This is a genomic window from Serratia sp. (in: enterobacteria) (genome assembly GCF_052400455.1).
Taxonomy (GTDB): Bacteria; Pseudomonadota; Gammaproteobacteria; order Enterobacterales; family Enterobacteriaceae; genus Serratia; species Serratia ureilytica.
In genome coordinates this window covers 1,530,533-1,553,173 of record NZ_CP185812.1, presented here as the reverse complement: position 1 = coordinate 1,553,173, position 22,641 = coordinate 1,530,533, and the positions used below count along the sequence as shown (strand labels likewise).

General features: G+C 58.8%; 19 protein-coding genes. 9 read left to right on the top strand and 10 right to left on the bottom strand.

Translation table 11 applies throughout. The features are described 5' to 3' along the window. Positions 1 to 14 precede the first annotated feature (14 nt). Complete coding sequence (locus ACORQT_RS07470) at positions 15 to 512, bottom strand: AAA family ATPase (protein WP_042784019.1); 498 nt, start codon at positions 510 to 512, stop codon at positions 15 to 17. A 168-nt stretch (positions 513 to 680) separates the two neighbouring features. Beyond that, entirely contained in the window at positions 681 to 1,052 is a 372-nt protein-coding gene (locus tag ACORQT_RS07465) for an antibiotic biosynthesis monooxygenase family protein (RefSeq protein WP_072628042.1), read from the bottom strand. A gap of 175 nt (positions 1,053 to 1,227) precedes the next feature. Between ACORQT_RS07465 and ACORQT_RS07460 the strand changes: the two genes are divergently transcribed. The 5 genes from ACORQT_RS07460 (at position 1,228) to ACORQT_RS07440 (ending at position 6,957) form a co-directional block, all read left to right on the top strand. Then, positions 1,228 to 1,911: an ArsR/SmtB family transcription factor gene (locus ACORQT_RS07460; protein ID WP_042784016.1), complete on the top strand. Its 684-nt coding sequence runs from the start codon at positions 1,228 to 1,230 to the stop codon at positions 1,909 to 1,911. 74 nt (positions 1,912 to 1,985) lie between these two features. After that, entirely contained in the window at positions 1,986 to 2,693 is a 708-nt protein-coding gene (locus tag ACORQT_RS07455) for a glutathione S-transferase N-terminal domain-containing protein (RefSeq protein ID WP_042784015.1), read from the top strand. A 131-nt stretch (positions 2,694 to 2,824) separates the two neighbouring features. Continuing rightward, on the top strand, positions 2,825 to 4,252 hold the full coding sequence (gene phoA, locus ACORQT_RS07450; protein WP_042784014.1) for an alkaline phosphatase: 1,428 nt from the start codon (positions 2,825 to 2,827) through the stop codon (positions 4,250 to 4,252). Between the two features lie 460 nt (positions 4,253 to 4,712). Beyond that, complete coding sequence (locus ACORQT_RS07445) at positions 4,713 to 6,293, top strand: malate:quinone oxidoreductase (protein WP_042784013.1); 1,581 nt, start codon at positions 4,713 to 4,715, stop codon at positions 6,291 to 6,293. Between the two features lie 205 nt (positions 6,294 to 6,498). Then, the gene (locus tag ACORQT_RS07440) at positions 6,499 to 6,957 is read left to right on the top strand and encodes a helix-turn-helix domain-containing protein (protein WP_046686691.1); all 459 of its coding nucleotides are present in this window, start codon (positions 6,499 to 6,501) and stop codon (positions 6,955 to 6,957) included. Positions 6,958 to 7,031: 74 nt separating this feature from the next. Here the strand turns inward: ACORQT_RS07440 and ACORQT_RS07435 are convergent, their stop codons facing one another. From ACORQT_RS07435 to ACORQT_RS07420, 4 genes are read right to left on the bottom strand one after another with little or no spacing between them, the layout of a single operon-like run. Then, positions 7,032 to 8,099 (bottom strand): fimbrial protein, encoded by a 1,068-nt coding sequence (locus tag ACORQT_RS07435; RefSeq protein ID WP_033650758.1) that lies wholly within the window; start codon positions 8,097 to 8,099, stop codon positions 7,032 to 7,034. Between the two features lie 14 nt (positions 8,100 to 8,113). Further along, entirely contained in the window at positions 8,114 to 10,708 is a 2,595-nt protein-coding gene (locus ACORQT_RS07430; protein ID WP_033650576.1) for a fimbria/pilus outer membrane usher protein, read from the bottom strand. 12 nt (positions 10,709 to 10,720) lie between these two features. Continuing rightward, positions 10,721 to 11,407, bottom strand: coding sequence for a fimbrial biogenesis chaperone (locus ACORQT_RS07425; protein ID WP_033650575.1), 687 nt, complete (start codon positions 11,405 to 11,407; stop codon positions 10,721 to 10,723). A 48-nt stretch (positions 11,408 to 11,455) separates the two neighbouring features. Next, the gene (locus ACORQT_RS07420; protein WP_033647475.1) at positions 11,456 to 11,998 is read right to left on the bottom strand and encodes a fimbrial protein; all 543 of its coding nucleotides are present in this window, start codon (positions 11,996 to 11,998) and stop codon (positions 11,456 to 11,458) included. Positions 11,999 to 12,512: 514 nt separating this feature from the next. Between ACORQT_RS07420 and ACORQT_RS07415 the strand changes: the two genes are divergently transcribed. The 3 genes from ACORQT_RS07415 to ACORQT_RS07405 all read left to right on the top strand — a co-directional run bounded on the left by ACORQT_RS07415 (position 12,513) and on the right by ACORQT_RS07405 (position 15,651). Next, entirely contained in the window at positions 12,513 to 13,229 is a 717-nt protein-coding gene (locus ACORQT_RS07415) for an EAL domain-containing protein (protein ID WP_016928483.1), read from the top strand. Positions 13,230 to 13,250: 21 nt separating this feature from the next. Further along, complete coding sequence (locus ACORQT_RS07410) at positions 13,251 to 13,841, top strand: LuxR family transcriptional regulator (RefSeq protein WP_004939094.1); 591 nt, start codon at positions 13,251 to 13,253, stop codon at positions 13,839 to 13,841. Between the two features lie 184 nt (positions 13,842 to 14,025). Beyond that, positions 14,026 to 15,651, top strand: a complete 1,626-nt coding sequence (locus ACORQT_RS07405) for an FMN-binding glutamate synthase family protein (protein ID WP_004939096.1) — start codon at positions 14,026 to 14,028, stop codon at positions 15,649 to 15,651. 108 nt (positions 15,652 to 15,759) lie between these two features. Here ACORQT_RS07405 and betA read toward each other — a convergent pair whose 3' ends face one another. From betA to betI, 3 genes are all read right to left on the bottom strand, one after another. Beyond that, positions 15,760 to 17,427: a choline dehydrogenase gene (betA, locus tag ACORQT_RS07400; protein ID WP_004939099.1), complete on the bottom strand. Its 1,668-nt coding sequence runs from the start codon at positions 17,425 to 17,427 to the stop codon at positions 15,760 to 15,762. Positions 17,428 to 17,564: 137 nt separating this feature from the next. Continuing rightward, positions 17,565 to 19,037: a betaine-aldehyde dehydrogenase gene (betB, locus tag ACORQT_RS07395; RefSeq protein WP_047572157.1), complete on the bottom strand. Its 1,473-nt coding sequence runs from the start codon at positions 19,035 to 19,037 to the stop codon at positions 17,565 to 17,567. 14 nt (positions 19,038 to 19,051) lie between these two features. After that, a complete protein-coding gene (gene betI, locus ACORQT_RS07390) occupies positions 19,052 to 19,654 on the bottom strand; it encodes a transcriptional regulator BetI (RefSeq protein WP_033642409.1) in 603 nt (200 codons plus the stop codon). A 399-nt stretch (positions 19,655 to 20,053) separates the two neighbouring features. On the opposite strand from betI, the gene ACORQT_RS07385 reads away from it, so the two are divergent. Further along, positions 20,054 to 22,093, top strand: a complete 2,040-nt coding sequence (locus ACORQT_RS07385) for a choline transporter (protein ID WP_004939112.1) — start codon at positions 20,054 to 20,056, stop codon at positions 22,091 to 22,093. A gap of 44 nt (positions 22,094 to 22,137) precedes the next feature. Here the strand turns inward: ACORQT_RS07385 and ACORQT_RS07380 are convergent, their stop codons facing one another. After that, positions 22,138 to 22,608: a YkgB family protein gene (locus ACORQT_RS07380; RefSeq protein ID WP_164057303.1), complete on the bottom strand. Its 471-nt coding sequence runs from the start codon at positions 22,606 to 22,608 to the stop codon at positions 22,138 to 22,140. Positions 22,609 to 22,641: the final 33 nt, after the last annotated feature.

Below are 22,641 nucleotides of genomic sequence, written 5' to 3'. Positions count from 1 at the left end.
CATGGCGCCGGTTTTCAGTCCCGTTCGCCATAACGCAAGACGGTCATCCCTTCCTCTTCCGCCGGGGGAACAAAATACTGCGCCAGATGCTCAAACTCCGCCTCACTCAGTGTAAACGGGTGCTCGCCGCGCGCATTTCTCAGCGTTATCCGGTTCAGGCACTGCGCATGGCTGACGTCGAGAAAGTGCAGGCAGTGCACGACGCCGGCCTCCTCCGCCAAGGCTTTGGCCCAGCGCCGCCTGTCCGGCGTATTCATCGGGAAATCGAGCGCCACGGACCAACCGCCGCGCAGCAGCTGAACGAGGTGCCCGCCCAGCACTCGTCGCAGCCGGTCGGAACAGCGCGCGTAGTCTTGCAGACTGACCATCTCCTGTTCATACAGCGTCGCCAGCCACGCATCTTCGCTCAGCAACAGCGTTTGCGGCTGCTGGGCCAAACGCTGCGCCAACGTCGATTTGCCTGCGCCGGCCTTGCCGCACATCAGGTGTAAAACTGCAGGGTAGGTTTTCATGACGTTCTCCGGTCGTTGCCGGAAGGGGATAAAAAAACCCGCCTGCCGGCGGGTTTTTATTGGCGACACACGCGCTATCCCACCCTCTGGAGAAGGGTGATAATAATTTGCGCGAATGGGCGGTGGGATTTTTTCATGGCTAATGAATATGACAACCGTGCAGCGTTGTCAATTCGTCTCCGACGCAGGCTTGCTCTGTGCGTGATAACAACGGCTATCCTGTGGCGCCTGGTCGCGGCTCTCCAGCCCGTAGTCCCGCACCACTTCCGCCACCCGCAGCCGATACTGCGCCAACACCTCGCCACGGCCGCGCGCCTGCGCCGCCCGGTGCTGTTCGAGATTGCGCCACTGTTGCACCGCCGCTTCGTCGCGCCAAAAAGAGAGCGACAGCAGGCGCGCAGGATCGGCCAGGCTTTGAAAGCGCTCGATGGAAATGAATCCGTCGATCTGCGCCAGCAGCGGCTTCAGCTCCGCAGCCAGCCCCAGATAGGCATCGCGCTGCCCATCGGCGGCCTGCAGTTCAAAAATCACGGCGATCATTATCTTCTCCTCTCAACGGTAAAATTCCGATACGCGCGCAGGGTAAGAATGGCGCCACTGCACCGGTTTCAACGCCCGCTCATCAATATCCAGCGAATACGGCCGCACAGCAGCAAAGTGCGATGACCACAGGCTAGCAATGGACGCACAGCCATACTTCGCCTAACCTCGAAGTATGCATAACATCGAGATAGAAGATCGTTTAGCGGCGCTGAGCGCCGCCATCGCCGACCGCACCCGGGCGCGCATGCTGTGCCTGTTGATGGATGGGCGCGCCTACACCGCCACCGAGCTCAGCGCGGCGGTCGAGGTCGCCCCGTCCACCGCCAGCGCGCATCTGGCGAAACTGCTGGAACAGCAGTTGATTGCCTGCGTCAAACAGGGGCGCTATCGCTATTTCCGGCTGGCGGGGCAACCGGTGGCCGCAGCGCTGGAAGGCATGATGGCGCTGGCGGGCGTGCCGCGCCCGTCGGTGAAAAGCCGCACGCCCACCTCGCTGCAATATGCTCGCACCTGTTACGACCATATGGCGGGCGAGGTGGCGGTGAAGCTGCACGATCGGCTGCATGCGCTGAACTGGCTGACCGGCGAAGCAGACTACCGGTTAAGCGACGCCGGGCAGGCCGCGCTGGCGCGGCTGGGCGTCGATTGCTCCCCCGCTCCCACCCGCCGCCGCTTCGCCTGCGGCTGCCTGGACTGGAGCGAACGCCGCTCTCACCTCGGCGGCGCGCTGGGCGCCGCGCTGTTAGCCGCCTTTATCCAACGCGGCTGGATCCTTCGCCGGCTCGACAGCCGCGAGCTGCAGCTGACCCCTGCCGGTAAAAAAGCGCTGGCCGCACATTTTGACCTCACGGTGTAACCCGGCGACAGGGTAGTTTTACTGCAATACTCTAGGGGTACGCTTAAGCGACCCCGCCAACCCGAGGAGTTTCCATGCTCGATTCCACCCAATTCCCGATCGTCAAACGCTGGCCGGCTCAGCATCCGGAACGGCTGCAGCTCTACTCTCTGCCGACGCCGAACGGCGTCAAAGTCTCCATCATGCTGGAGGAGATCGGCCTGCCTTATGAAGCGCACCTGATCGACATCGGCAACAACGAAACCTGGACGCCGGAATTCCTGGCGCTGAACCCGAACGGCAAGATCCCGGCGATCATCGATCCCGACGGCCCCGGCGGCCGGCCGCTGCCGCTGTTCGAATCCGGCGCCATTCTGCTCTACCTGGCGGAAAAGAGCAGCCGTTTCCTGCCGCAGGACCCGGCGCAGCGTTACGAAACCATTCAATGGGTGTTCTTCCAGATGGCCGCCGTCGGCCCGATGTTCGGCCAGCTCGGTTTCTTCCATAAATTCGCCGGGCGCGAATATGAAGACAAGCGGCCGCTGGAGCGCTACAAAAACGAATCGAAACGCCTGCTCGGCGTGCTGGAAACACGCCTTGAAGGCCGCGACTGGATCATGGGCGCGGAGTACACCATCGCCGATATCTCGCTGCTGGGTTGGGTGCGCAACCTGATCGGCTTCTATGAGGCGCGCGAACTGGTGGAGTTCGACAGTTTCCCTCGCGTCGCGCAGTGGCTGGAGCGCGGTCTGGCGCGCCCGGCGGTGCAGCGTGGGCTCGCTATCCCGGCGCGCGCGGCCTGATCGTCAAACGGGATGGCCGCCGGGCCGTCCCGCCTTCCGCTGTCATAAAATTGTCATCCCTCTGCTCTACTCTCCTTTCGTAACAATTTGATGTTATTTACATTGTTGTATTACGACAAGGAGCTTACCCCATGCAACCTGCTGTATCCCTGATCGCCGGCGCCGTACTGTCCGCCCTGCTCTGTTCCTCCGCCATCGCGGCGGAAACCTCGGCCAATGCCGATGGCCTGACCGATCGCGCCGCGCGCGGCAACCTCGTCGAACCGGGCGGCGCCCGCCGTCTGGCCGGCGATCAGACCGCCGCGCTGAAGGCGTCGCTGTCGGACAAAACGGCGAAAAACGTGATCCTGCTGATCGGCGACGGCATGGGGGATTCCGAGATCACCGCCGCGCGCAACTACGCCGAAGGCGCAGGCGGTTACTTCAAGGGCATCGACGCCCTGCCGCTGACCGGACAATACACCCATTACTCGCTGGACAGGAAAACCCATAAGCCGGACTACGTGACCGACTCCGCCGCCTCCGCCACCGCCTGGGCCACCGGGGTGAAAACCTATAACGGCGCGCTCGGCGTGGACGTGAACGGCAAGGACCAACCGACGCTACTGGAGATCGCCAAGGCGGCCGGCAAGGCCACCGGCAACGTCTCCACCGCCGAGTTGCAAGACGCCACGCCGGCAGCGCTGGTCTCCCACGTCATCTCACGCAAGTGCTATGGCCCGGAGGAAACCAGCGAGAAATGCGCCGCTAACGCGCTGGAAAACGGCGGCCGCGGCTCCATCACCGAACAACTGCTGAAAACCCGCGCCGACGTCACGCTGGGCGGCGGCGCGAAATCGTTCAACCAGCTGGCAAAAAGCGGCGAATGGCAAGGAAAATCGCTGAAGGACCAGGCGGCGGCGCAGGGTTATCAGTGGGTGAGCAACGCCGACGAACTGCAGGCCGTTACCCTCGCCAACCAGCAAAAACCGCTGCTGGGGCTGTTCGCCGACGGCAATATGCCGGTGCGTTGGCTGGGGCCGAAAGCAAGCTACCATGGCAACCTCGACAAACCGGCAGTGACCTGCGAAAACAACCCGGCGCGCACCGCCGCCACGCCAACGCTGGCGGCGATGACCGAAAAAGCGATCGCGCTGCTGAAAGACAACCCAAACGGCTTCTTCCTGCAGGTCGAGGGCGCGTCGATCGATAAGCAGGATCACGCCGCCAACCCGTGCGGGCAGATTGGCGAAACCGTCGATCTGGACGAAGCGGTACAAAAAGCGCTGGCCTTCGCCCGCGCCGACGGCAACACGCTGGTGATCGTTACCGCCGACCACGCGCACGCCAGCCAGATCGTCTCCGCCGACGCCAAAGCGCCGGGCCTGACCCAAAAGCTGACCACCAAGGACGCCGCGCCGATGACCCTCAGCTACGGCAACTCGGAAGAGGAATCGCAGGGGCACACCGGCACCCAGCTGCGCGTCGCGGCCTACGGCCCGCACGCCGCCAACGTAGTGGGCCTGACCGATCAGACCGATCTGTTCTTCACCATGCGCGATGCGATGGGTATCAAGTAACCGCCCCCTGAACGATGGCCGCCCGCAACGGCGGCCATTTATTATTGGTTACCGCTAGGTATTTGCAATTTAACCGCAATTATTGTGTGATAACGAAATAACGTCTAATTACGCGACAATTAGCCCCTGAAAATAACGCGGTTATACGGCCTTTCTTCCCTCTCTGTTTATTCCTGCGACAGCAACCGGCCGTTTTTTGCTTATATTCATTTTTTTTAGTTACAAAAGTAGTTTTTAACATTCTCGCAAACAATAATACCCCGCCAGTAACGTGAACCGATCAATTTGCATCCGGACGGCCTGCAATAGTTCACTTTTCGTTAAAAACCCTATTAACAAAAAGGCATTATTGCTGCCTATCGGCTTTCGCCGGGCGGTCGGCTTCATTATTTCCAGGGTAACTCCCGCTAAATTCTTTCACCTGCAATGAGTAGAATTTACACACAAGAGATTTAATTCAATGAGAAAATTACTCGTCCTGATTTTCAGTCTCAGCCTGTTTGGCGTTACGCAACAGGCGGCGGCTGAAGAGAAGAATAAAACCGTCGACGTGGTTCTGATCGGCGGCGGCATCATGAGCGCCACCTTGGGTACCTATCTGCATGAGCTGGAGCCGACCTGGACCATCGACATGTACGAGCGCATGAACGGCGTAGCGGAAGAGAGTTCCAACGGCTGGAACAACGCCGGTACCGGGCACTCCGCCTTCAGCGAAATGAACTACACGCCGGAAAAAGCCGATGGCACCATCGACATCAGCAAGGCGGTGAAGGTCAACGAGTCTTTCGAAATCTCTCGCCAGTTCTGGTCTTATCAGGTGAAAAACAATGTCCTGAAAGATCCGAAATCTTTCATTAACAGCGTGCCGCACATGAGCTTCGTGTGGGGCGACGACAACGTCAACTTCCTGCGTAAACGCTATGCGGCGCTGCAGCACAGCACCCTGTTCCGCGGCATGGAATACTCCGAAGATCCTGCGCAGATCAAGCAGTGGGCGCCACTGGTGATGAACGGCCGCGATCCGGCGCAGAAAATCGCCGCGACCCGCATGCCGCTGGGTACCGACGTCAACTTCGGCGTGATCACCCACCAGCTGGTTGATGCGCTGAGCGCCAGCGACAAGTTCAAGCTGAACCTGAGCCACGAAGTGCGCGACATCAAGCGCAACGCCGACCAGACCTGGAGCGTGACCGTTGCCGATCTGAACCGCGACGGCAAAGAAACCACCGTTAACGCCAGGTTCGTGTTCATCGGCGCAGGCGGCGCGTCCCTGACCCTGCTGCAGAAGTCCGGCATCCCAGAAGCCGACGGCTACGGCGGCTTCCCGGTCGGCGGCCAGTTCCTGGTCACCACCAACCCGGAGATCGCCAACCAGCACCTGGCCAAAGTGTATGGCCTGGCCAGCGTAGGTTCACCGCCGATGTCCGTGCCTCACCTGGATACCCGCATGCTGGACGGCAAACGCGTGCTGCTGTTCGGGCCGTTCGCCACCTTCTCCAGCAAGTTCCTGAAGAACGGTTCGCTGTTCGATCTGATGCACTCGCTGAGCACCTCGAACCTGATGCCGATGACCCACGTCGGTCTGGATAACTTCGATCTGGTGAAATACCTGGTCGGCCAGCTGATGATGAACGACGACGACCGCTTCGCCGCGCTGAAAGAGTACTTCCCGGACGCCAAGCAGGCAGACTGGAAGCTGTGGACCGCAGGCCAACGCGTGCAGATCATCAAGAAAGACGCGGATAAAGGCGGCGTGCTGCAGTTCGGCACCGAAGTCGTCAGTTCTGAAGACGGCAGCATCGCCGCTCTGCTGGGCGCTTCGCCGGGCGCTTCTACCGCTGCGCCGATCATGCTGCATCTGATGGAAACCGTGTTCAAAGACAAAGTGGCGACGCCGGAATGGCAGAGCAAGCTGAAAGAGATCATCCCGTCTTACGGCCACAAGCTGAACGGCGATATCGAGATGACCAACAAGATCCGCGGTTACACCAGCAGCGTGTTGGGTCTGAACTACATTGAAGTGAAACCGGAAACTAACTGATTCCCCGTGGTTTTCTGCTGACAAGGCCGCTTTATGCGGCCTTTTTTCTATACCCCTGCCGCTCAAAGAGCATTTTTGGCCACCTATTTACCCCCGGTTTACCCTTGCGTAACGGCGTAGTCACGCCTATTATCAAAGCATATTCTTGGATAATTAAGCTAAGTCACTGTGACCTGAATGTCGTTTTTGCGGGAGAACTAAAACCATGGATCGCGTCAATATCATTCACGATTTACTAGACTGGATTGAAACTCATCTGGACCAACCGCTGCTGCTGGATAACGTTGCCGCCAAGTCAGGCTACTCCAAATGGCACCTGCAGCGCATGTTCCGCAGCACCACCGGCCACGCGCTCGGCAGCTATATCCGCGAGCGGCGCCTGTCGCAGGCGGCGCAGGCGCTGCGCTCCACCCCACGCCCGATCCTGGATATCGCCCTGCAATACCACTTCGATTCTCAGCCGTCGTTCTCGCGCGCCTTCAAGAAACAGTTCGGCAAGACCCCGGCGGTGTATCGCCGCACCACCCGCTGGGACGTCGCGGAGTGGCCGGCGCAGCCGGCGCAGACGCAGACTGAGCAACACCGCGACGCCCCCGCCTTACCGCGCTGGTTTGCCGGCAAACTGCCGGAAGGCGTATGCACCAGCTGGATGGGGCTGCGTTAATCCTCATGGTAAAGGCACAAAAAAGGGTTCAGTTCGCGAGAACTGAACCCTTTCTTTATTGACGAGACACCGAATTATTTGAAGGTGACGTCGACGTTGGCTGTGGCGTTGAACACCCCGGTCTTCGGCGTATTGGTCAACCACTTCAGGTTCGCGATAAAGGTCTCTTTCACTTCGTTCTGCTTATCCTGCAGCACACCGCCGAAATCCACGTTGGTTTGCAGTGGGATCGGTTTCTTACTGGTGTCGCGCTGCTGCGTCAGGAAGATCGCCACGCCCGGTTGGGTGGTTGGCAGGATCTGCGTATTATCATTCGGATCCGCGTTGGTGCTGCTGAAACTGGCCTGCAGAGATTGGCCGGCACATTCGCCGCCGCTCAAGGTAGCCTTGATATCAAACGGCACCTGCTTGGCGATAGTACCGATTTTGGCGCTGGAGCTGGTTAGCACGCCGAAATCGACGCTGGCGCCGTTGTTGGCCAATACGGTGATCTGCGGGTTGCACTGGATCACGCGGATCTTGTCCAGCCCCTTGATGTAGGCGTTAAAGTTACTGTCTTTGGTGGCGTTCAGCCCCAACTCACCATCGATCTGGAATAGCGAAGCACGCGCCAGCGGCGGGAAGTTACCCGCAGGCGGTTTTACCCCGGTGGCTTTGATATACACCGAATAGGTGGCAGTCACCGCCTGAGGATCGGCTTTTCTTCTGTTACTACCCGGTTTGGTACCCGGCCCCAAATCAGGGCCCGTCGGCCGGTTGGAACTTTGCTTCAGGTTGATCGCATCATAATCACGCCCGTTGATCGAAACCCCGATTTCCAACGACTTATCCAGGGCGCCAAAGGAGTTCTGCGGGTTCCAATAGATATAAGCGTTCTCACCGCGCGGGTAGTTATCGGTATCCCAACAGGTAAAGGTCGAGGTAAAGTTCTGCGAACGCCAAATCAGGTTGCCTTTGACGAAGTCGCTGGCGGCAAGCACGATCGGGCGGCCGACGTCAATATCCTGCGTCACGCTGCCGGTTGGTCTGCTACTGCCGGTCGAGTTGCCGAAGCGGCATTGCATCGCCGCCGCCTGTTGCGCCATCGCCAACCCCGCCAGCCCCACCACCGACAGAAGTGTATTACGTGCTAATTTGCTCAAGTTCATGGTGTACCTTACAGTTTTTGGCATTGCAGGGTCAGTTCCTGATATCCCATGGCCGCTTGTTTGTCGCCCACGTCCGCCGGAATCGGCAGCACGCATTGCTGATCGGCTTTCGGGCCCCATTTGATCGTCAGTTTCTCACCCGCTTTCACGCCGGAAACATAGGTTGCGCCTTCCAGGCCCACGGTGCCGCTGTTGCGGCCGGACTCGTTGAACACGCCGGCGCCGATGGCCGGATAACCGTTGTCACCCAGACGAGCGTGAATCAGCAGGCTGACGCCCTTGAAGGTATCGAAGCTCACCTTCACCACCGATTTCTCGGTCGGCACCACTTGCTTACTGGCCACCGGCACATCCAGCCCCGGGCCGAAATCTTCGGTGCGCAGCGCCACATAGTTGTAGCGGTACGGGTTGGCCGACGGCACCACCGCATAACCGAAGCGATCGATGGTCACGCCCGGCTGGTTTTCCAGACGCACGCCTTTGGCGTCTTTCGCTTCCACCAGCAAGATAGTGTTCTGCAACGGCTGAGTCAGAGTCGCGCCTCCGGAGTGCACCAGCAGACCACCGGAGAGGCCCAGCCCTTCCTGGCGGTATTTCGAACTGTAGGCATAGCTACCGTCGATGTTACCGATGCTGCTGCTGTAGCCCAGGTTCAGGTTGCTGCTCTGACCGGAGGACTGCGTATGTCCGGTGGAAACCGAGTAGTTCATGCGACGGTCATCCAGCATGGTGCCGCTGATGCCGGTCGAGTAGCTGTCGCCGCTCTGTTTGCTGTGCGCCGCGCTGAAGTTGGCGGTGGTCGAGTTGTTGCTCTGGCCCCAATCCAACGGGATCGACATCGTGAAGTTCACGCTGCGATCGGAATAACCGTACTGGCCGCGCGTATCCTGCAGATACACGCCGTAGGAAATACGTTTGAAGCCGTCGTTGTAACCCAGTTGAATCGTGCGATCGTTACCGGACACGCCCCAGTAGTTCTGGTGGCTGACGTTGGCGTACAGGCTGGCCCCCGCCCACAGCTGCTGGCTGAGCGACAGCTCGACGCGTTCGCGCTTGTTGCCGTAGCGCGCGGTGTATCGGGTGCGTTTCTGGTTGTTGCTCCAGGAAGGCTGGCCCGGCTGCAGATCGTTTGGATCCCAGTAATCATTGGCATAAATGCCGTTGCGCCAGCTGTTGCGTTCCTGGACCGCATCGCTGAGATCATAGTAACCGGACGTCGCATAGCGATAGCCCGCCAACTGGAAGTTGGTGCCCATCTGGTTGAGCGACTTGGAGTACAGGAAACGGAAGCTCTGGCCCTGTTTGCGATCGCCGTTCGCCAGCTCGGTATCGGAGATCGAACCGTCTACGGAGATGGCGCCCCATGAGCCCAGACTCTTACCGATACCCACGGCAGCGGAACGGTAGTGCTCGGCGATGATGGCGCCACCGAACGGCGTCAGGCCATAGTTCATGCCGTATGCCGCCGTGCCCTGAATCAGCTTCGGCTGATAGCCGCCGTTACCGTTGTGGTATTTACCGGCGGTCAGCTGGAAGTTCCAAATACCTTCGCGCAGCATGTTGGCCACGGAGGAGTAGGCGACGCTGAACGTTTTATGCGAACCGTCGGCCTCGTTCACGGTCACCTGCAGGTCACCGTTATTGGTATGCGGGTAGACGTCGTGGATCTCGAACGGACCCGGCGCGACGTTGGTGCTATAGATGACGTAACCGTTCTGGCGGATCTCGACGCGGGCGTTGGTCGCCGCCACGCCGCGCACTACCGGCGCATAACCGCGCAGGCTGTCCGGCAGCATGTCGTCAACGCTAGAGAGTTGTACCCCGCGGAACTGGAAGCTGTTGAACACGCTGTTGTTGGTGCTCGCCTGCCCCATCACCAAACGGCTGCGCCATGGCACGATGTCGGTCTCGGCCCAGGAAGAGACGTTGGTCCAGTTGCTGCTGCTGCCACTCTGTTTGTCCCAGGTGGAGTTGTTGCGCAGGCGCCATCTGCCCAGGTTGAGGCCACTGTTCAACGCGAGGAACATGTACTCGCTGTCGTCGGCGTCATCTTTGCGATAGCTGTTCTTGTTGTAGTTGAAGTTATAGTTGGCGAACAGCGCGTTGATGCCTTCATCGTACATGCTTGGCGGGATCGCGCCAATGGCGCTCAGATCCATCATGGTCTGCGGTACGGAGATGTTGATCTGCTGCACCGCCGCGTCATAGCTGACGGTGGCGTCTTTAACCAACGCAGGCAGATCAACGCAGCTGCCGGCCTGCAGCGTTTCCGGCAGTTTGATGCCGTAGTTGCGCAGGTCTTCAACTTTCAGGCAAGGTTGAGACGCGGTCTGGCCTTTAACCTGACGAAAAGTAACATCTTTGTGATCGACCTGAGTCAGGTTGACGTAGATGTCGAATGGGTAAACGCCCGGTTGCAAAGCATCGCCCTGAGCGACCGCTTCCGCGTTACTCAGGTTTTCATCGCCGTGAATAAACGACATGTTAAACTCTGCCAGCGCCGTTTCACTCCATAACATCGGCGCGCTGGCGGCAATGATTGCAATACGGATCAGCTGCGTCAGCCGCGTCGTTCCGCCTGCTACTTTTCGTTGATTTGCCATTCCCTGTCTCTCTTATTGTACTGGAACGTCCTTGACTTCCGTTCTACCGCCAAAATCGTTGATATAACTGAAAGCAATCTTGTTGCCGACGCTGACGCCCGCCGGGATGTTGATCGATAAGCGATCTTTCGGGCTCACCATGTTGGCGTCCACATCCACGGTCTTGCCCGCGCTGTTTTTCAAATGCAGCGCCCCAAAGGTAATATGCAGCGGGCCATCGTTAATCACTTGCAGGCGTGAACCTTCACGCTGCCAACGCAAGTTTTGTACTTGCTCGTCCAGCGTCGTTTTCAACGCCACCGGCCGGTAAAAAAGTTTGATTCGGGTACGCACCGCAACCTGCAGCACGTTTTCTTGCTTCGGCGCCGGTGGAATTTCCTGCACGTTAATCCACAGCAGGGTTTCTTTATCCTGAGGTAAGCCATTACCGGAATAGATAAAGCGCAAAACCGCGGTTTTGGCAGCGTCCAATTTCAGAATCGGTGGAACGACAACGACAGGCAGATTTTTCGGCACTTGGTTTCTATCGCCGGTGTCCAGCCAGGTCTGCACCATATAAGCTTCTGAAGCATCGTTATGAATGGGCAGAGAGGCGGATTTGTCATCGCCTTTATAGATCACGCGAGTGGCATCTACCTGGATACCGGCGTAGCTGTTAAAGGTGCCCAGCATCAGCAGAGCAGCAAAGAACTTTTTCATCGGTTTCCTCTATGGGCCATCCTTGGCCGTATGTGTCCTGAAAGACGATTATTTGTATTCGATAGTGAACGGGCTGGTGGCGTTAGCCAGACCTGCAGTTACGTTGCTATCGAATGAACGGTAACGAGCCTGCAGGTTGAAGGTCGCTTTACCGTCAGCAGCGATGGTGACTTTCGCTACGTCGTCGTTGATGTTGGAACCGTCGCCGATAGCGAATGGCTTGCCGTTGTTATCGGTGATTTCGATACCCACGCCGGTAGCTGCAGCGCCGGTGCCGCCAACGTTGCTTACGGACAGCAGGTCTGGGTTGCCGGCAACGGTGTTACCGTCGAAGCGCAGGCTGTAATCGCCGGCATCACATTTTTCCAGAGAGATCTGGAAAGCTTTAGAAGCGGATTTAGAACCCACAGTTGGGAAAGCAGAAGTTGGGTAAGTACCCAGGTAAACTTCTTTATTTTGAGTATCGCTAGTTACCTGGCAGGTAGACTGTTTGATTTCACCGGTGAATTTAACAGTGCCGTTTGCTGCCATTGCGTTGGAAGCAGTTGCAGACAATACCAGGGCAGCCAAAGGCAATAATACTTTTTTCATTTCCAGCTCCATAGAACAATAAAATAATCGATTCAGTGGCGGGCTTATATATATATTGCCGCCACTGAGCATACACTCAGCGATAGCACTCCCTTGCTGAAAAGGAGCGTTGCCTCGATGAACTCATTGCCGGACGAAATATAGACTAAGCATATTCTTAATGTTAAATCGTTTAAAACATTCATAAGCCCCCTCTTGATAGGAATAAACTATCGGCGAATACCTATCGATCGATGTTGACGATTCATATGAATAGGAATAATCTGTGTTTGGGAAAGCTGCAGAGTTCAACATTTTGCGTTAAGCCCTGAAAATCAGAATTTTATCCCGAACATTTACATTTAGTAACAGATTGCGACGTTTGGACTTTGGCACAAATTCCGCGTTAAATGGTCTGTCGACACGTTTCGGCCATCCTGACGCTTTAAATAAGAAATTTACCAAAAAACACGGAGTAACTTTCTTTTTAATCATTTAAAATCAACAAGTTAAATATCAATCCAAGGATTGGGAAATGAGCGGTTCTTTCAGAGAGAAAAATAACGGCATTAATTATGTTTTCCAGCCAATGTTCGCGAAATCGGGACAATTGCTGGCCGTTGAATGCCTGTCTCGCTTTACGTTTAATAGCGAATATGCCCATTTTTCTCCTGAACAGTTCTTTCGCCATGCCGACAGCGCTACCCGGATTGAGATTTTGATGGATCAGATCAATCTGATCGATAAATACAAACACTGGTTTCATGAAAACCAAGTGATAGCCACTTTGAATGTTGACGATTATTCCTTGCAATCGCTGGCGAATACTCACTTTGCCGAAAGAATTAATGCCCTGCGCTGTATTCATTTTGAGATCAGCGAGAATTCAACCCGGCTGGTGAAAGATCGCGTGCACGGCGATCCGTCATTGAATAGTTATTCATTTTGGCTCGATGATTTTGGTTCTGGCTATGCGGGTTTTTCCGCGTTGTACAACAGCCAGTTCCGCTTCGTTAAGCTCGATCGTTTTCTGCTTTGGGACTTTATGAAAAAGTCCGGCGGCGAGGGCTTGATGCGCGCGTTACTGCGCTTCTTTTACCTTAATCATTACAAGGTAATTATCGAAGGAGTTGAAACTCCCGAACACAAGAAATGGCTGGATGAAATGCCATATTACGCACTGCAGGGAAAGCTGTGGAAGGAATCCAGCATCAAGGATTTGAACTCGCTTCTTACAGCTGAATACTTTTAACTCGGTATTGGTGTTTGCCCTATGTCTAAAAACAACGTTCTTGTGATTAGTGAGTGTAAGTACAGCTATGTTGGCCTGTCGGTGCTGCTGAAGAAACACTACGGCGCGTACGATATCCGCCTGTTTTCCGATTTCATGCACGGCGGCGCCAAAGCGGAAAAGATCACCAAGCACGATATCGCGCTGATTTTCACCTCGCAAAACCTGGAGCAGAGCGTCAACGTGATCGAAAGCCTGGTGTCCCTGCACCAGCAGTACAACAGCAAAACGCGCCTGTTGGTGTTCTATGACGACGAGCGCGTGGTGAAACTGCTGTCGATCCTGGGGATTTCCGTCGAGTTGGTCTCCACCCGCATTCCGCTTTATTCGCTGCAGGAAAAAATCCAGCGGCTGCTGGAAAGCAAAGAGCCGGGCGGTATCCGGGTGCAGAAAACCCGCGAGCTCAGCCCGGCGGAAAGCGACGTGATCTTCAATCTGCTGCGCGGCGACAGCCTGCTGCATATCGCGGAAAAACGCGGCACGCACCCGAAAACCATCTTCTCGCAGAAATACAGCGCGATGAAAAAGCTGCGGCTGCGTAGCATGAGCACCATCTTCGTCGCCGGCAAATAACACGCCCTGGTTTGTTGCGCGGTATGCCGCGCGGCAACCCGCCCCCTCGCCGAGTTAAATTAATGTAACAACCGGCGACAAAGCAGCAACAGACACACAACATCCTCTCCTGTTGGCTACGATTTGCACACGGATTATCCGTGAGTCATGTCGTGTGGATTAAAAATAAACATCAGGAGATGTTATGAAGTCGTCCTTATTCAGCCGCTATACCTGCTTTGTGCTGAGCATCTTGCTCACCCTGGTTTTCTTGATCATGATGCACAACCATCCGTGGTTCTGGCTGCCGGCCCTGGCCTGCGGTTGCCTGATGGTGCTGGGGATCTACGATCTCACTCAGCAGCGCCACGCCATTTGCCGCAACTACCCGATCATCGGCCGCCTGCGCTTCTTCTTCGAGTTCATCCGCCCGGAACTGCGCCAGTATTTCCTCGAGCAGGATAATGAAGAGATCCCGTTCTCCCGCACCCAGCGCACGCTGGTGTATCGCCGGGCGAAAAACGAGATGGGCGACAAGCCGTTCGGCACCCTGCTGGACGTGTACCAAACCGGTTATGAATGCATCGGCCACTCGATGCGGCCGGTGGAAGCCGCCGATCCCACCAGTTTTCGCATCACCATCGGCGGCGCCGACTGCCGCCAGCCCTACTCCGCGTCAATCTTCAACATTTCGGCGATGAGCTTCGGCGCGCTCTCCGCCAACGCCATCCGCGCGCTCAACCTCGGCGCGGCCAAAGGCAATTTCTACCACGACACCGGTGAGGGCAGCATCAGCCGCTATCACCGCGAAAACAACGGCGATCTGGTGTGGGAGCTGGGCAGCGGCTATTTCGGCTGCCGTACCGCCGACGGCCATTTCGATCCGCGCCGCTTTGCCGAACAGGCGCAAAGCCCGCAGGTGAAAATGATTGAAATCAAGCTCAGCCAGGGCGCCAAACCGGGCCACGGCGGCATTCTGCCGGCGAAAAAAGTGGATGCGGAAATCGCCGCCACCCGCGGCGTGCCGGAAGGCGTGGATTGCATCTCGCCGGCCTCGCACAGCGCCTTTACCACCCCGCTGGAAATGATGCAGTTCATCCAGCAGCTGCGCGAGCTGTCAGGCGGCAAACCGGTCGGTTTCAAGCTGTGCATCGGCCACCCGTGGGAGTTCGTCGCCATCGTCAAGGCGATGCTGCACACCCGCATTCTGCCGGACTTCATCGTGGTGGACGGCAAGGAAGGCGGCACCGGCGCCGCCCCGCTCGAACTCTCCAACTATATGGGCATGCCGCTGCGCGAAGGGCTGCTGTTCGTGCATAACACGCTGGTGGGCTGCGGCCTGCGCGACCAAATCAAGATTGGCGCCAGCGGCAAGATCATCAGCGCCTTTGACATCGCCAGCGTGCTGGTGCTCGGCGCCGACTGGGTGAATTCGGCGCGCGGCTTTATGTTCGCCGTCGGCTGCATCCAGTCACAAAGCTGCCATACCAACCACTGCCCGACCGGCGTCGCGACGCAAGATCCGCTGCGTCAGAAGGCGTTGGTGGTGCCGAACAAGGCGGAGCGCGTCTATCACTTCCATCAAAATACGGTGAAAGCGCTGGCGGACATGCTGGCGGCGGCCGGCGTCAGCCGCCCGGAGCAGTTGACCTCGCACCATATGTTGCGCCGCATCACGCCGACCGAGATCAAGGTGTACGCCGATATCTATTACTACCTGGAGCCGGGCGCGCTGCTGCAGCCGGAGATCAAAAGCGAGTTCTACGCCCGCATGTGGCGCATGGCGACGCCCAACAGTTTCGATCAGGCAATCTCGCTGCCGGCGGCATGATGGGATAAGGAATAAAAGAGAGTTGCCCCCTCGCCTTGGGGAAGAGCATATGGAGAGGGGTTGCTTGCTACGGCGGCCCTCCCCCTCAACGGCGAGAGGGCGTGTCGGTTACTGCTTGCGCACCGGCGCATCGCCGGCGACGTAGTAGTCGGCGGTGCTGCGCGGCAACGGCGCGCGCTGGCGAATGCGGTCGGCGATCTTTTCGGCGATCATGATGGTGGTGGCGTTCAGGTTGCCGGTAATGATCAGCGGCATAATCGACGCATCCACCACCCGCAATCCTTCCATGCCGTGCACCCGGCCCTGGCCGTCGACCACCGCCATCTCGTCTTCGCCCATCTTGCACGAGCAGGACGGGTGGAAGGCGGTTTCGGCGTGCTCGCGCACGAAGGCGTCCAGCTGCTCGTCGGTCTGCACCTCCGGCCCTGGGCTGATCTCGCGACCGCGGTATTCGTCCAGAGCAGGCTGCGCCATGATTTCGCGCGTGATGCGGATAGCGTCGCGGAACTCCTGCCAATCCTGTTCGGTCGACATGTAGTTGAACAGAATGCTCGGGTGCTGGCGCGGATCCTTCGACTTCACCTGCACCCGGCCGCGGCTCGGCGAACGCATCGAACCGACGTGGGCCTGGAAGCCATGCTCTTTCACCGCGTTGCTGCCGTTATAGTTAATCGCCACCGGCAGGAAGTGATACTGGATGTTCGGCCAGGCGAACTCTGCACGGCTGCGGATGAAGCCACCGGCCTCGAACTGGTTGCTGGCGCCGACGCCGGTGCCGTTGAACAGCCATTCCGCGCCGATTTTCGGCTGATTGAACCATTGCAACGCCGGGTACAGCGACACCGGTTTCTTACAGGCGTACTGCAGATACATCTCCAGGTGGTCCTGCAAGTTTTCCCCCACCCCCGGCAGATCGTGCACCACGTTGATGTCCAGACTTTTCAGCAGCGCCGCCGGGCCGACGCCCGAACGCTGCAGAATTTGCGGCGAGGCGATGGCGCCGGCGCACAGCAGCACTTCGCGGCGCGCTTTGGCATGGGTCAGTTGATTGCTGTCGCCCTGCAGATAGTTAACGCCCACTGCGCGCTTGCCATCGAACACGATGTGGTCGGTCAGCGCATGGGTGACGATCTTCAGGTTCGGCCGTGAACGGGCCTGATCCAGATAACCGCGGGCGGTGCTGGCGCGGCGCCCTTTCGGCGTCACGGTGCGGTCCATCGGGCCGAACCCTTCCTGCTGATAGCCGTTCAGATCGTCGGTGCGCGGATAGCCCGCCTGCACGCCGGCTTCCACCATGGCGTGGAACAGTTCATTGTTACCGGCCTTCGGCGTGGTGACGCTCACCGGGCCATCGCCGCCGTGGTAATCGTTCGGGCCGATATCGCGCGTTTCCGCCTTGCGGAAATACGGCAGGCAGTCCAGATACGTCCAGTCTTCCAGACCCGGCGCCTTGGCCCAGTTGTCGAAGTCCATCGCGTTGCCGCGAATGTAACACATGCCGTTGATCAGGGATGAACCGCCCAGCCCTTTGCCGCGGCCGCATTCCATCCGGCGGTTGTTCATGTGCGGCTCAGGATCGGTTTCATACGCCCAGTTATAGCGGCGGCCCTGCAGCGGAAACGCCAGCGCGGCCGGCATCTGGGTACGGAAATCCATCCGGTAGTCCGGGCCGCCGGCTTCCAGCAGCAGGACGCTGACGTCGGCGTCTTCGGTCAATCGGGTGGCTAACACGTTGCCGGCGGAACCGGCACCGATAATGATGTAGTCAAATTCCATTCATTATCTCCTTACTTTATAGAGGCCTGGTCAGGCAAAGACGCGAAGCGCGGCTCGGCAACAGGCTGTGTATTTGGGCGCTCTAGAGATTGTCGGCCGCAGCCAACGCGGCTGCGGCTCGAAAGACGACGGGAAGATCAGAATACCGAGGCGTATTCGCCCAGCTCGACCTGCACCGATTTGATCTGGGTGTAGTGTTCCAGCGTGGTCAGGCCGTTCTCGCGGCCAACGCCGGACTGCTTGTAGCCGCCGACCGGCATTTCCGCCGCCGACTCGCCCCAGGTGTTGATCCAGCAAATGCCGGCTTCCAGCTGGTGGATCACGCGGTGCGCGCGAGCCAGATCGTGGGTCACCACGCCCGCGGCCAGGCCGAAGGTGGTGTCGTTGGCGCGGCGCACCACTTCCTCTTCGTTCTGGTAGCTGAGGATGCTCATCACCGGCCCGAAGATCTCCTCGCGCACGATTTCCATATCGTCGCGGCAGTCGCTGAACACCGTCGGCGCCACATAAGCGCCCTTGCCGAATTCGCCATGGGTGACGCGTTCGCCGCCGCACAGCAGGCGCGCGCCGCTGTTTTTGCCGCTCTCGATAAAGCGCAGCACCGATTCCATGTGCGCGAAGCTGACCAGCGGCCCGAAGTTGGTTTGCGGATCGGTCGGGTCACCGAGGCGAATGCGCTTCACGCGTTCGAGGATTTTCGCCTCAAACTGCGCCTGCAGCGCCGCCGGCACGAAGACGCGGGTGCCGTTGGTGCACACCTGGCCGGAACTGTAGAAATTGGCCATCATGGCGATATCGGCGGCGCGATCCAGATCGGCGTCGTCGAAGATAATCAGCGGCGACTTGCCGCCCAACTCCATGGTGACTTCCTTCAGCGTCGAACCCGACGCGTTGGCCATCACCTTCTTGCCGGTTTTCACCCCGCCGGTGAAAGAGACTTTGGCGATGCCCGGATGGTCGGTCAGATACTGCCCCACTTCCGCCCCGCTGCCGGTCACCACGTTGAACACGCCGTCCGGCAGGCCGGCTTCGGTGTAGATTTCCGCCAGCTTCAGCGCCGTCAATGACGTGACTTCACTCGGCTTGAAGATCATCGCATTGCCCGCCGCCAGCGCCGGCGCGGACTTCCACAGCGCGATTTGAATCGGGTAGTTCCAGGCGCCGATGCCGGCCACCACGCCCAGCGGCTCGCGGCGGGTGTAGACGAACGAGGTATCGCGCAGCGGGATCTGCTCGCCTTCAATGGCCGGGATCAGGCCGGCGTAGTACTCCAGCACGTCAGCGCCGGTGACGATATCCACCGCGGTGGTTTCCGACATCGCTTTGCCGGTATCCAGCGTTTCCAGCGCCGCCAGTTCATCGTTGCGCTCGCGCAGAATATCCACCGCGCGACGCAGGATGCGCGAACGCGCCATCGCCGTCATCGCCGCCCACACCTTCTGCCCGCTGGCCGCGCTGGCCACCGCACGATCGACGTCTTCAGCGCCGGCGGACTGGACTTCAGCCAGAACTTCGCCGTTCGCCGGGTTAATGGCGTTGAAGGTTTTTCCAGCGGTGCTGTCTACATAGGCGCCATGAATATAGAGCTTCTGCAAGCCAAAACGGGACATAGGATCTCCTTGAGTTATCCTCCGGGCGGCGTTTGCCCCCGGAGTTGGAACGTGATGTATTCGGTCGTGAGCGCCAGCGCCTGCGCCTGATTGAACGCGGAGCCGCGCAGCGCGCTGCGCAGCCACAGCCCATCGATCAGCGCCGCCAGCCCCTTGGCCGCCAACCGCGCCTGCGGCTGCGGCATAACGCGGCGAAACTCGGCGCACAGGTTGGAATAGAGCCGACGGCCGTTCACCTGTTGCAAGCGGTTGAGCTGCGGCTGGTAGAGACTGCTGGCCCAAAAGGCCAGCCAGGTCTTCATCGCCGCGCTGTTGATCTGGCTGTCGTCGAAGTTGCCGGCGACGATCGCCTGCAGCCGCGCCGCCGGGCTGTTGTCAGTCAGCGCCTGCAGCCGCAGCTTCACCGCCTCGCCCAGATGGCTGATCAGATAGCGCATCGTGGCTTCCAGCAGGCCGTTCTTATCCTTGAAATAATGGCTGATGATGCCGTTGGAAACGCCGGCCCGCCGCGCGATCTGCGCGATGGTGGCGTCATGCATTCCCACTTCGTTTACCGCGGCGAGCGTGGCATCAATCAACTGCTGCCTTCTGATTGGCTGCATTCCTACCTTTGGCATATTTCGACTCTCACAAAACCGACTTCGGCCTTATCTCAGCGGGCAAATTTCACTGCCGTTTCGCCCGTGATTCAGGTCATCATGAGGGCTATTAAACTTTTTTTGATTGAACGTTCAATAAAAATTGCATATATTTTATTGCCGCCTGGTTAAAAAAATGTATTTTCTGGTTGTGGAACTGGCTGATTTTTGTGAGGTAATTAACGAATCTGACCAAAATCAGTGGCTGTAAGCGGTTCCCACCGCGAAGCGCTCCGGTACTTCATAAGCAGGCGAAAGCGGTATCGTTCAGGCCATTCCCGTGGGGATGGCCGCCGCCTCCATTCGCCCGTTTTCCGGATGCGCCAACGCGCCCCAGAATGCGGAGCGGCACGATTTTACTCAGTTCAGAGGATGACGATGACAACACGCGAAACCTCCTCCAAACCGCAGCAGGACCGCCTCAACCCTGTGGTTTTCTTCACCTCGGCGGGGCTGATCCTGGCCTTCTCGCTGATGACCATCTTTTTCACCGACTTCTCCGGGCAGTGGATCACCCGCACGCTGAATTGGGTGTCGACCACCTTCGGTTGGTACTACCTGCTGGCGGCGACGCTGTACATCGTGTTCGTGGTGTTTATCGCCGCCTCGCGCTTCGGTTCCATCAAGCTCGGGCCGGAACAGTCCAAACCGGAGTTCAGCCTGATGAGTTGGGCGGCGATGCTGTTCGCCGCCGGCATCGGCATCGATTTGATGTTCTTCTCGGTCGCCGAGCCGGTGACCCAGTACATGATGCCGCCGGAAGGCGACGCGCAAACGCTGGAGGCCGCCCGCCAGGCGATGGTCTGGACGCTGTTCCACTACGGCCTGACCGGCTGGTCGATGTATGCGCTGATGGGCATCGCCCTCGGCTACTTCAGCTATCGCTACAATCTGCCGCTGACCATTCGCTCGGCGCTGTACCCGATCTTTGGTAAACGCATCAACGGCCCGATCGGCCATAGCGTGGACATCGCCGCGGTGCTCGGCACCATCTTCGGCATCGCCACCACGCTGGGCATTGGCGTGGTGCAGCTCAACTACGGCCTCAAGGTGCTGTTCGAGATCCCGGAAAACCTGACGGTGCAGGGCTCGCTGATCCTGCTGTCGGTGATCATGGCCACCATCTCGGTCACCTCGGGGGTCAACAAGGGCATCCGCATCCTGTCCGAGCTGAACGTGCTGCTGGCGCTGGGCCTGATCCTGTTCGTTCTGTTCTTCGGCGACACCGAGTTCCTGCTCAACGCGCTGGTACTTAACGTCGGCGATTACGTCAACCGCTTTATGGGCATGACGCTCAACAGCTTCGCGTTCGATCGGCCGGTGGAGTGGATGAACAACTGGACGCTGTTCTTCTGGGCCTGGTGGGTGGCGTGGTCGCCGTTCGTCGGCCTGTTCCTGGCGCGCATCTCGCGCGGGCGCACCATTCGCCAGTTCGTGGTCGGCACGCTGATCATTCCGTTCGTGTTCACCCTGCTGTGGCTGTCTATCTTCGGCAACAGCGCGCTGTATCAGATCATTCACGGCAACGCGGAATTCGCGCAGGAAGTGATGCAGTTCCCGGAGCGCGGCTTCTACAGCCTGCTGGCGCAATACCCCGGCTTCACCTTCAGCGCCTCGGTGGCCACCATCACCGGCTTGTTGTTCTACGTCACCTCGGCGGACTCCGGCTCGCTGGTGCTGGGTAACTTCACCTCGCGCCTGGCCGACATCAATAATGATGCGCCGAACTGGCTACGGATTTTCTGGTCGGTGGCCATCGGCCTGCTGACCATCGGCATGCTGATGACCGACGGCGTGCCGGCGCTGCAGAAAACCACGGTGATCATGGGCCTGCCGTTCAGCTTCGTGATCTTCTTCGTGATGGCCGGGCTGTACAAATCGCTGCGGGTGGAGGACTACCGCAAGGCCAGCGCGCTCAGCACCCTGGCGCCGGTGCCGGTCTCCAGCCACGACGTGCTCAACTGGAAACAGCGTCTGTCGCGGGTGATGAACTACCCGGGCACGCAGTACACGCAGAAAATGTTGGATAAGGTTTGCCGCCCGGCGATGCAGGACGTGGCGCGCGAGCTGGAGTTGCGCGGCGCGAAGGTGGAGTTCAGCGAAGTGCCGCCGACCGAAGACGAACGCCTGAACCACCTGGAGCTGCTGGTGCACCTGGGCGAGGAACAGAACTTTATCTATCAGATCTGGCCGATGCGCTACTCGGTGCCGGGCTTCACCTACCGCGCCCGCTCCGGCAAGTCGCACTACTACCGGCTGGAAACCTTCCTGATGGAAGGCACCCAGGGCAACGACCTGATGGACTACAGCAAGGAACAGGTGATTGGCGATATTCTCGACCAGTACGAGAAGCACCTGAACTTCCTGCACATTCATCGCGAAGCGCCGGGGGGCACCCTGACCTTCCCGGATATGTGACGGCCGAGAAATATCCAGAGGGCGTAGCCAGGCTACGCCCTTTTTTATGCCTGCTCGGCCGGCAAATCGGCCTTCAGCAGCACCAGGGAGCCGGCCAGCAACACCAGATCCTTGATTAAAAAGCTGGTGGCGCCGGCCATGGCCGGAAAACCGCCGGCGGAGGGCTCCCAGGCGCCCGGCGAGGAAAAGATCAGCGTCAGCGTGGTCAGGTAGGTCACCGTCGATCCGATCGCCCCCAGCAAACCCAGACGCCGCGACCAGAACCCCGCCAGCAGCAGCAAACCGAAGCTCCATTCGGCGACGCCCAATGCATAACTGGCGCCGCGAATGCCGAACGCCTGATGCATCCAGCTCAGCAGCGGGCTGTTGCCGATCAGCGGCACCAGCCCCTGCGCCTCATAATCAAACCATTTGGCGTAGCCGAAGGCGGCGAAGATCACCACCAGCGCCGCGCGCATAAAGATAACGTCCCCGTTCGAGCGCCGAAAGCGCCGCAGCCATGTCGCCAACATCATCCTCTCTCCTTATGTTGCCCGCAGCCGCCGCGG

What these genes read in the sequence shown, in the direction of transcription:
- phoA (WP_042784014.1), top strand. Translation starts at nt 2,825, where the DNA reads ATGCAACCTGCTGTATCCCTGATCGCCGGCGCCGTACTGTCCGCCCTG.
- ACORQT_RS07415 (WP_016928483.1), top strand. Translation starts at nt 12,513, where the DNA reads ATGAGCGGTTCTTTCAGAGAGAAAAATAACGGCATTAATTATGTTTTC.
- ACORQT_RS07465 (WP_072628042.1), bottom strand. Translation starts at nt 1,052, where the DNA reads ATGATCGCCGTGATTTTTGAACTGCAGGCCGCCGATGGGCAGCGCGAT.
- ACORQT_RS07430 (WP_033650576.1), bottom strand. Translation starts at nt 10,708, where the DNA reads ATGGCAAATCAACGAAAAGTAGCAGGCGGAACGACGCGGCTGACGCAG.
- ACORQT_RS07455 (WP_042784015.1), top strand. Translation starts at nt 1,986, where the DNA reads ATGCTCGATTCCACCCAATTCCCGATCGTCAAACGCTGGCCGGCTCAG.
- ACORQT_RS07380 (WP_164057303.1), bottom strand. Translation starts at nt 22,608, where the DNA reads ATGATGTTGGCGACATGGCTGCGGCGCTTTCGGCGCTCGAACGGGGAC.
- ACORQT_RS07410 (WP_004939094.1), top strand. Translation starts at nt 13,251, where the DNA reads ATGTCTAAAAACAACGTTCTTGTGATTAGTGAGTGTAAGTACAGCTAT.
- ACORQT_RS07385 (WP_004939112.1), top strand. Translation starts at nt 20,054, where the DNA reads ATGACAACACGCGAAACCTCCTCCAAACCGCAGCAGGACCGCCTCAAC.
- ACORQT_RS07470 (WP_042784019.1), bottom strand. Translation starts at nt 512, where the DNA reads ATGAAAACCTACCCTGCAGTTTTACACCTGATGTGCGGCAAGGCCGGC.
- ACORQT_RS07420 (WP_033647475.1), bottom strand. Translation starts at nt 11,998, where the DNA reads ATGAAAAAAGTATTATTGCCTTTGGCTGCCCTGGTATTGTCTGCAACT.
- ACORQT_RS07445 (WP_042784013.1), top strand. Translation starts at nt 4,713, where the DNA reads ATGAGAAAATTACTCGTCCTGATTTTCAGTCTCAGCCTGTTTGGCGTT.
- betA (WP_004939099.1), bottom strand. Translation starts at nt 17,427, where the DNA reads ATGGAATTTGACTACATCATTATCGGTGCCGGTTCCGCCGGCAACGTG.
- ACORQT_RS07440 (WP_046686691.1), top strand. Translation starts at nt 6,499, where the DNA reads ATGGATCGCGTCAATATCATTCACGATTTACTAGACTGGATTGAAACT.
- ACORQT_RS07425 (WP_033650575.1), bottom strand. Translation starts at nt 11,407, where the DNA reads ATGAAAAAGTTCTTTGCTGCTCTGCTGATGCTGGGCACCTTTAACAGC.
- ACORQT_RS07405 (WP_004939096.1), top strand. Translation starts at nt 14,026, where the DNA reads ATGAAGTCGTCCTTATTCAGCCGCTATACCTGCTTTGTGCTGAGCATC.
- ACORQT_RS07460 (WP_042784016.1), top strand. Translation starts at nt 1,228, where the DNA reads ATGCATAACATCGAGATAGAAGATCGTTTAGCGGCGCTGAGCGCCGCC.
- betI (WP_033642409.1), bottom strand. Translation starts at nt 19,654, where the DNA reads ATGCCAAAGGTAGGAATGCAGCCAATCAGAAGGCAGCAGTTGATTGAT.
- betB (WP_047572157.1), bottom strand. Translation starts at nt 19,037, where the DNA reads ATGTCCCGTTTTGGCTTGCAGAAGCTCTATATTCATGGCGCCTATGTA.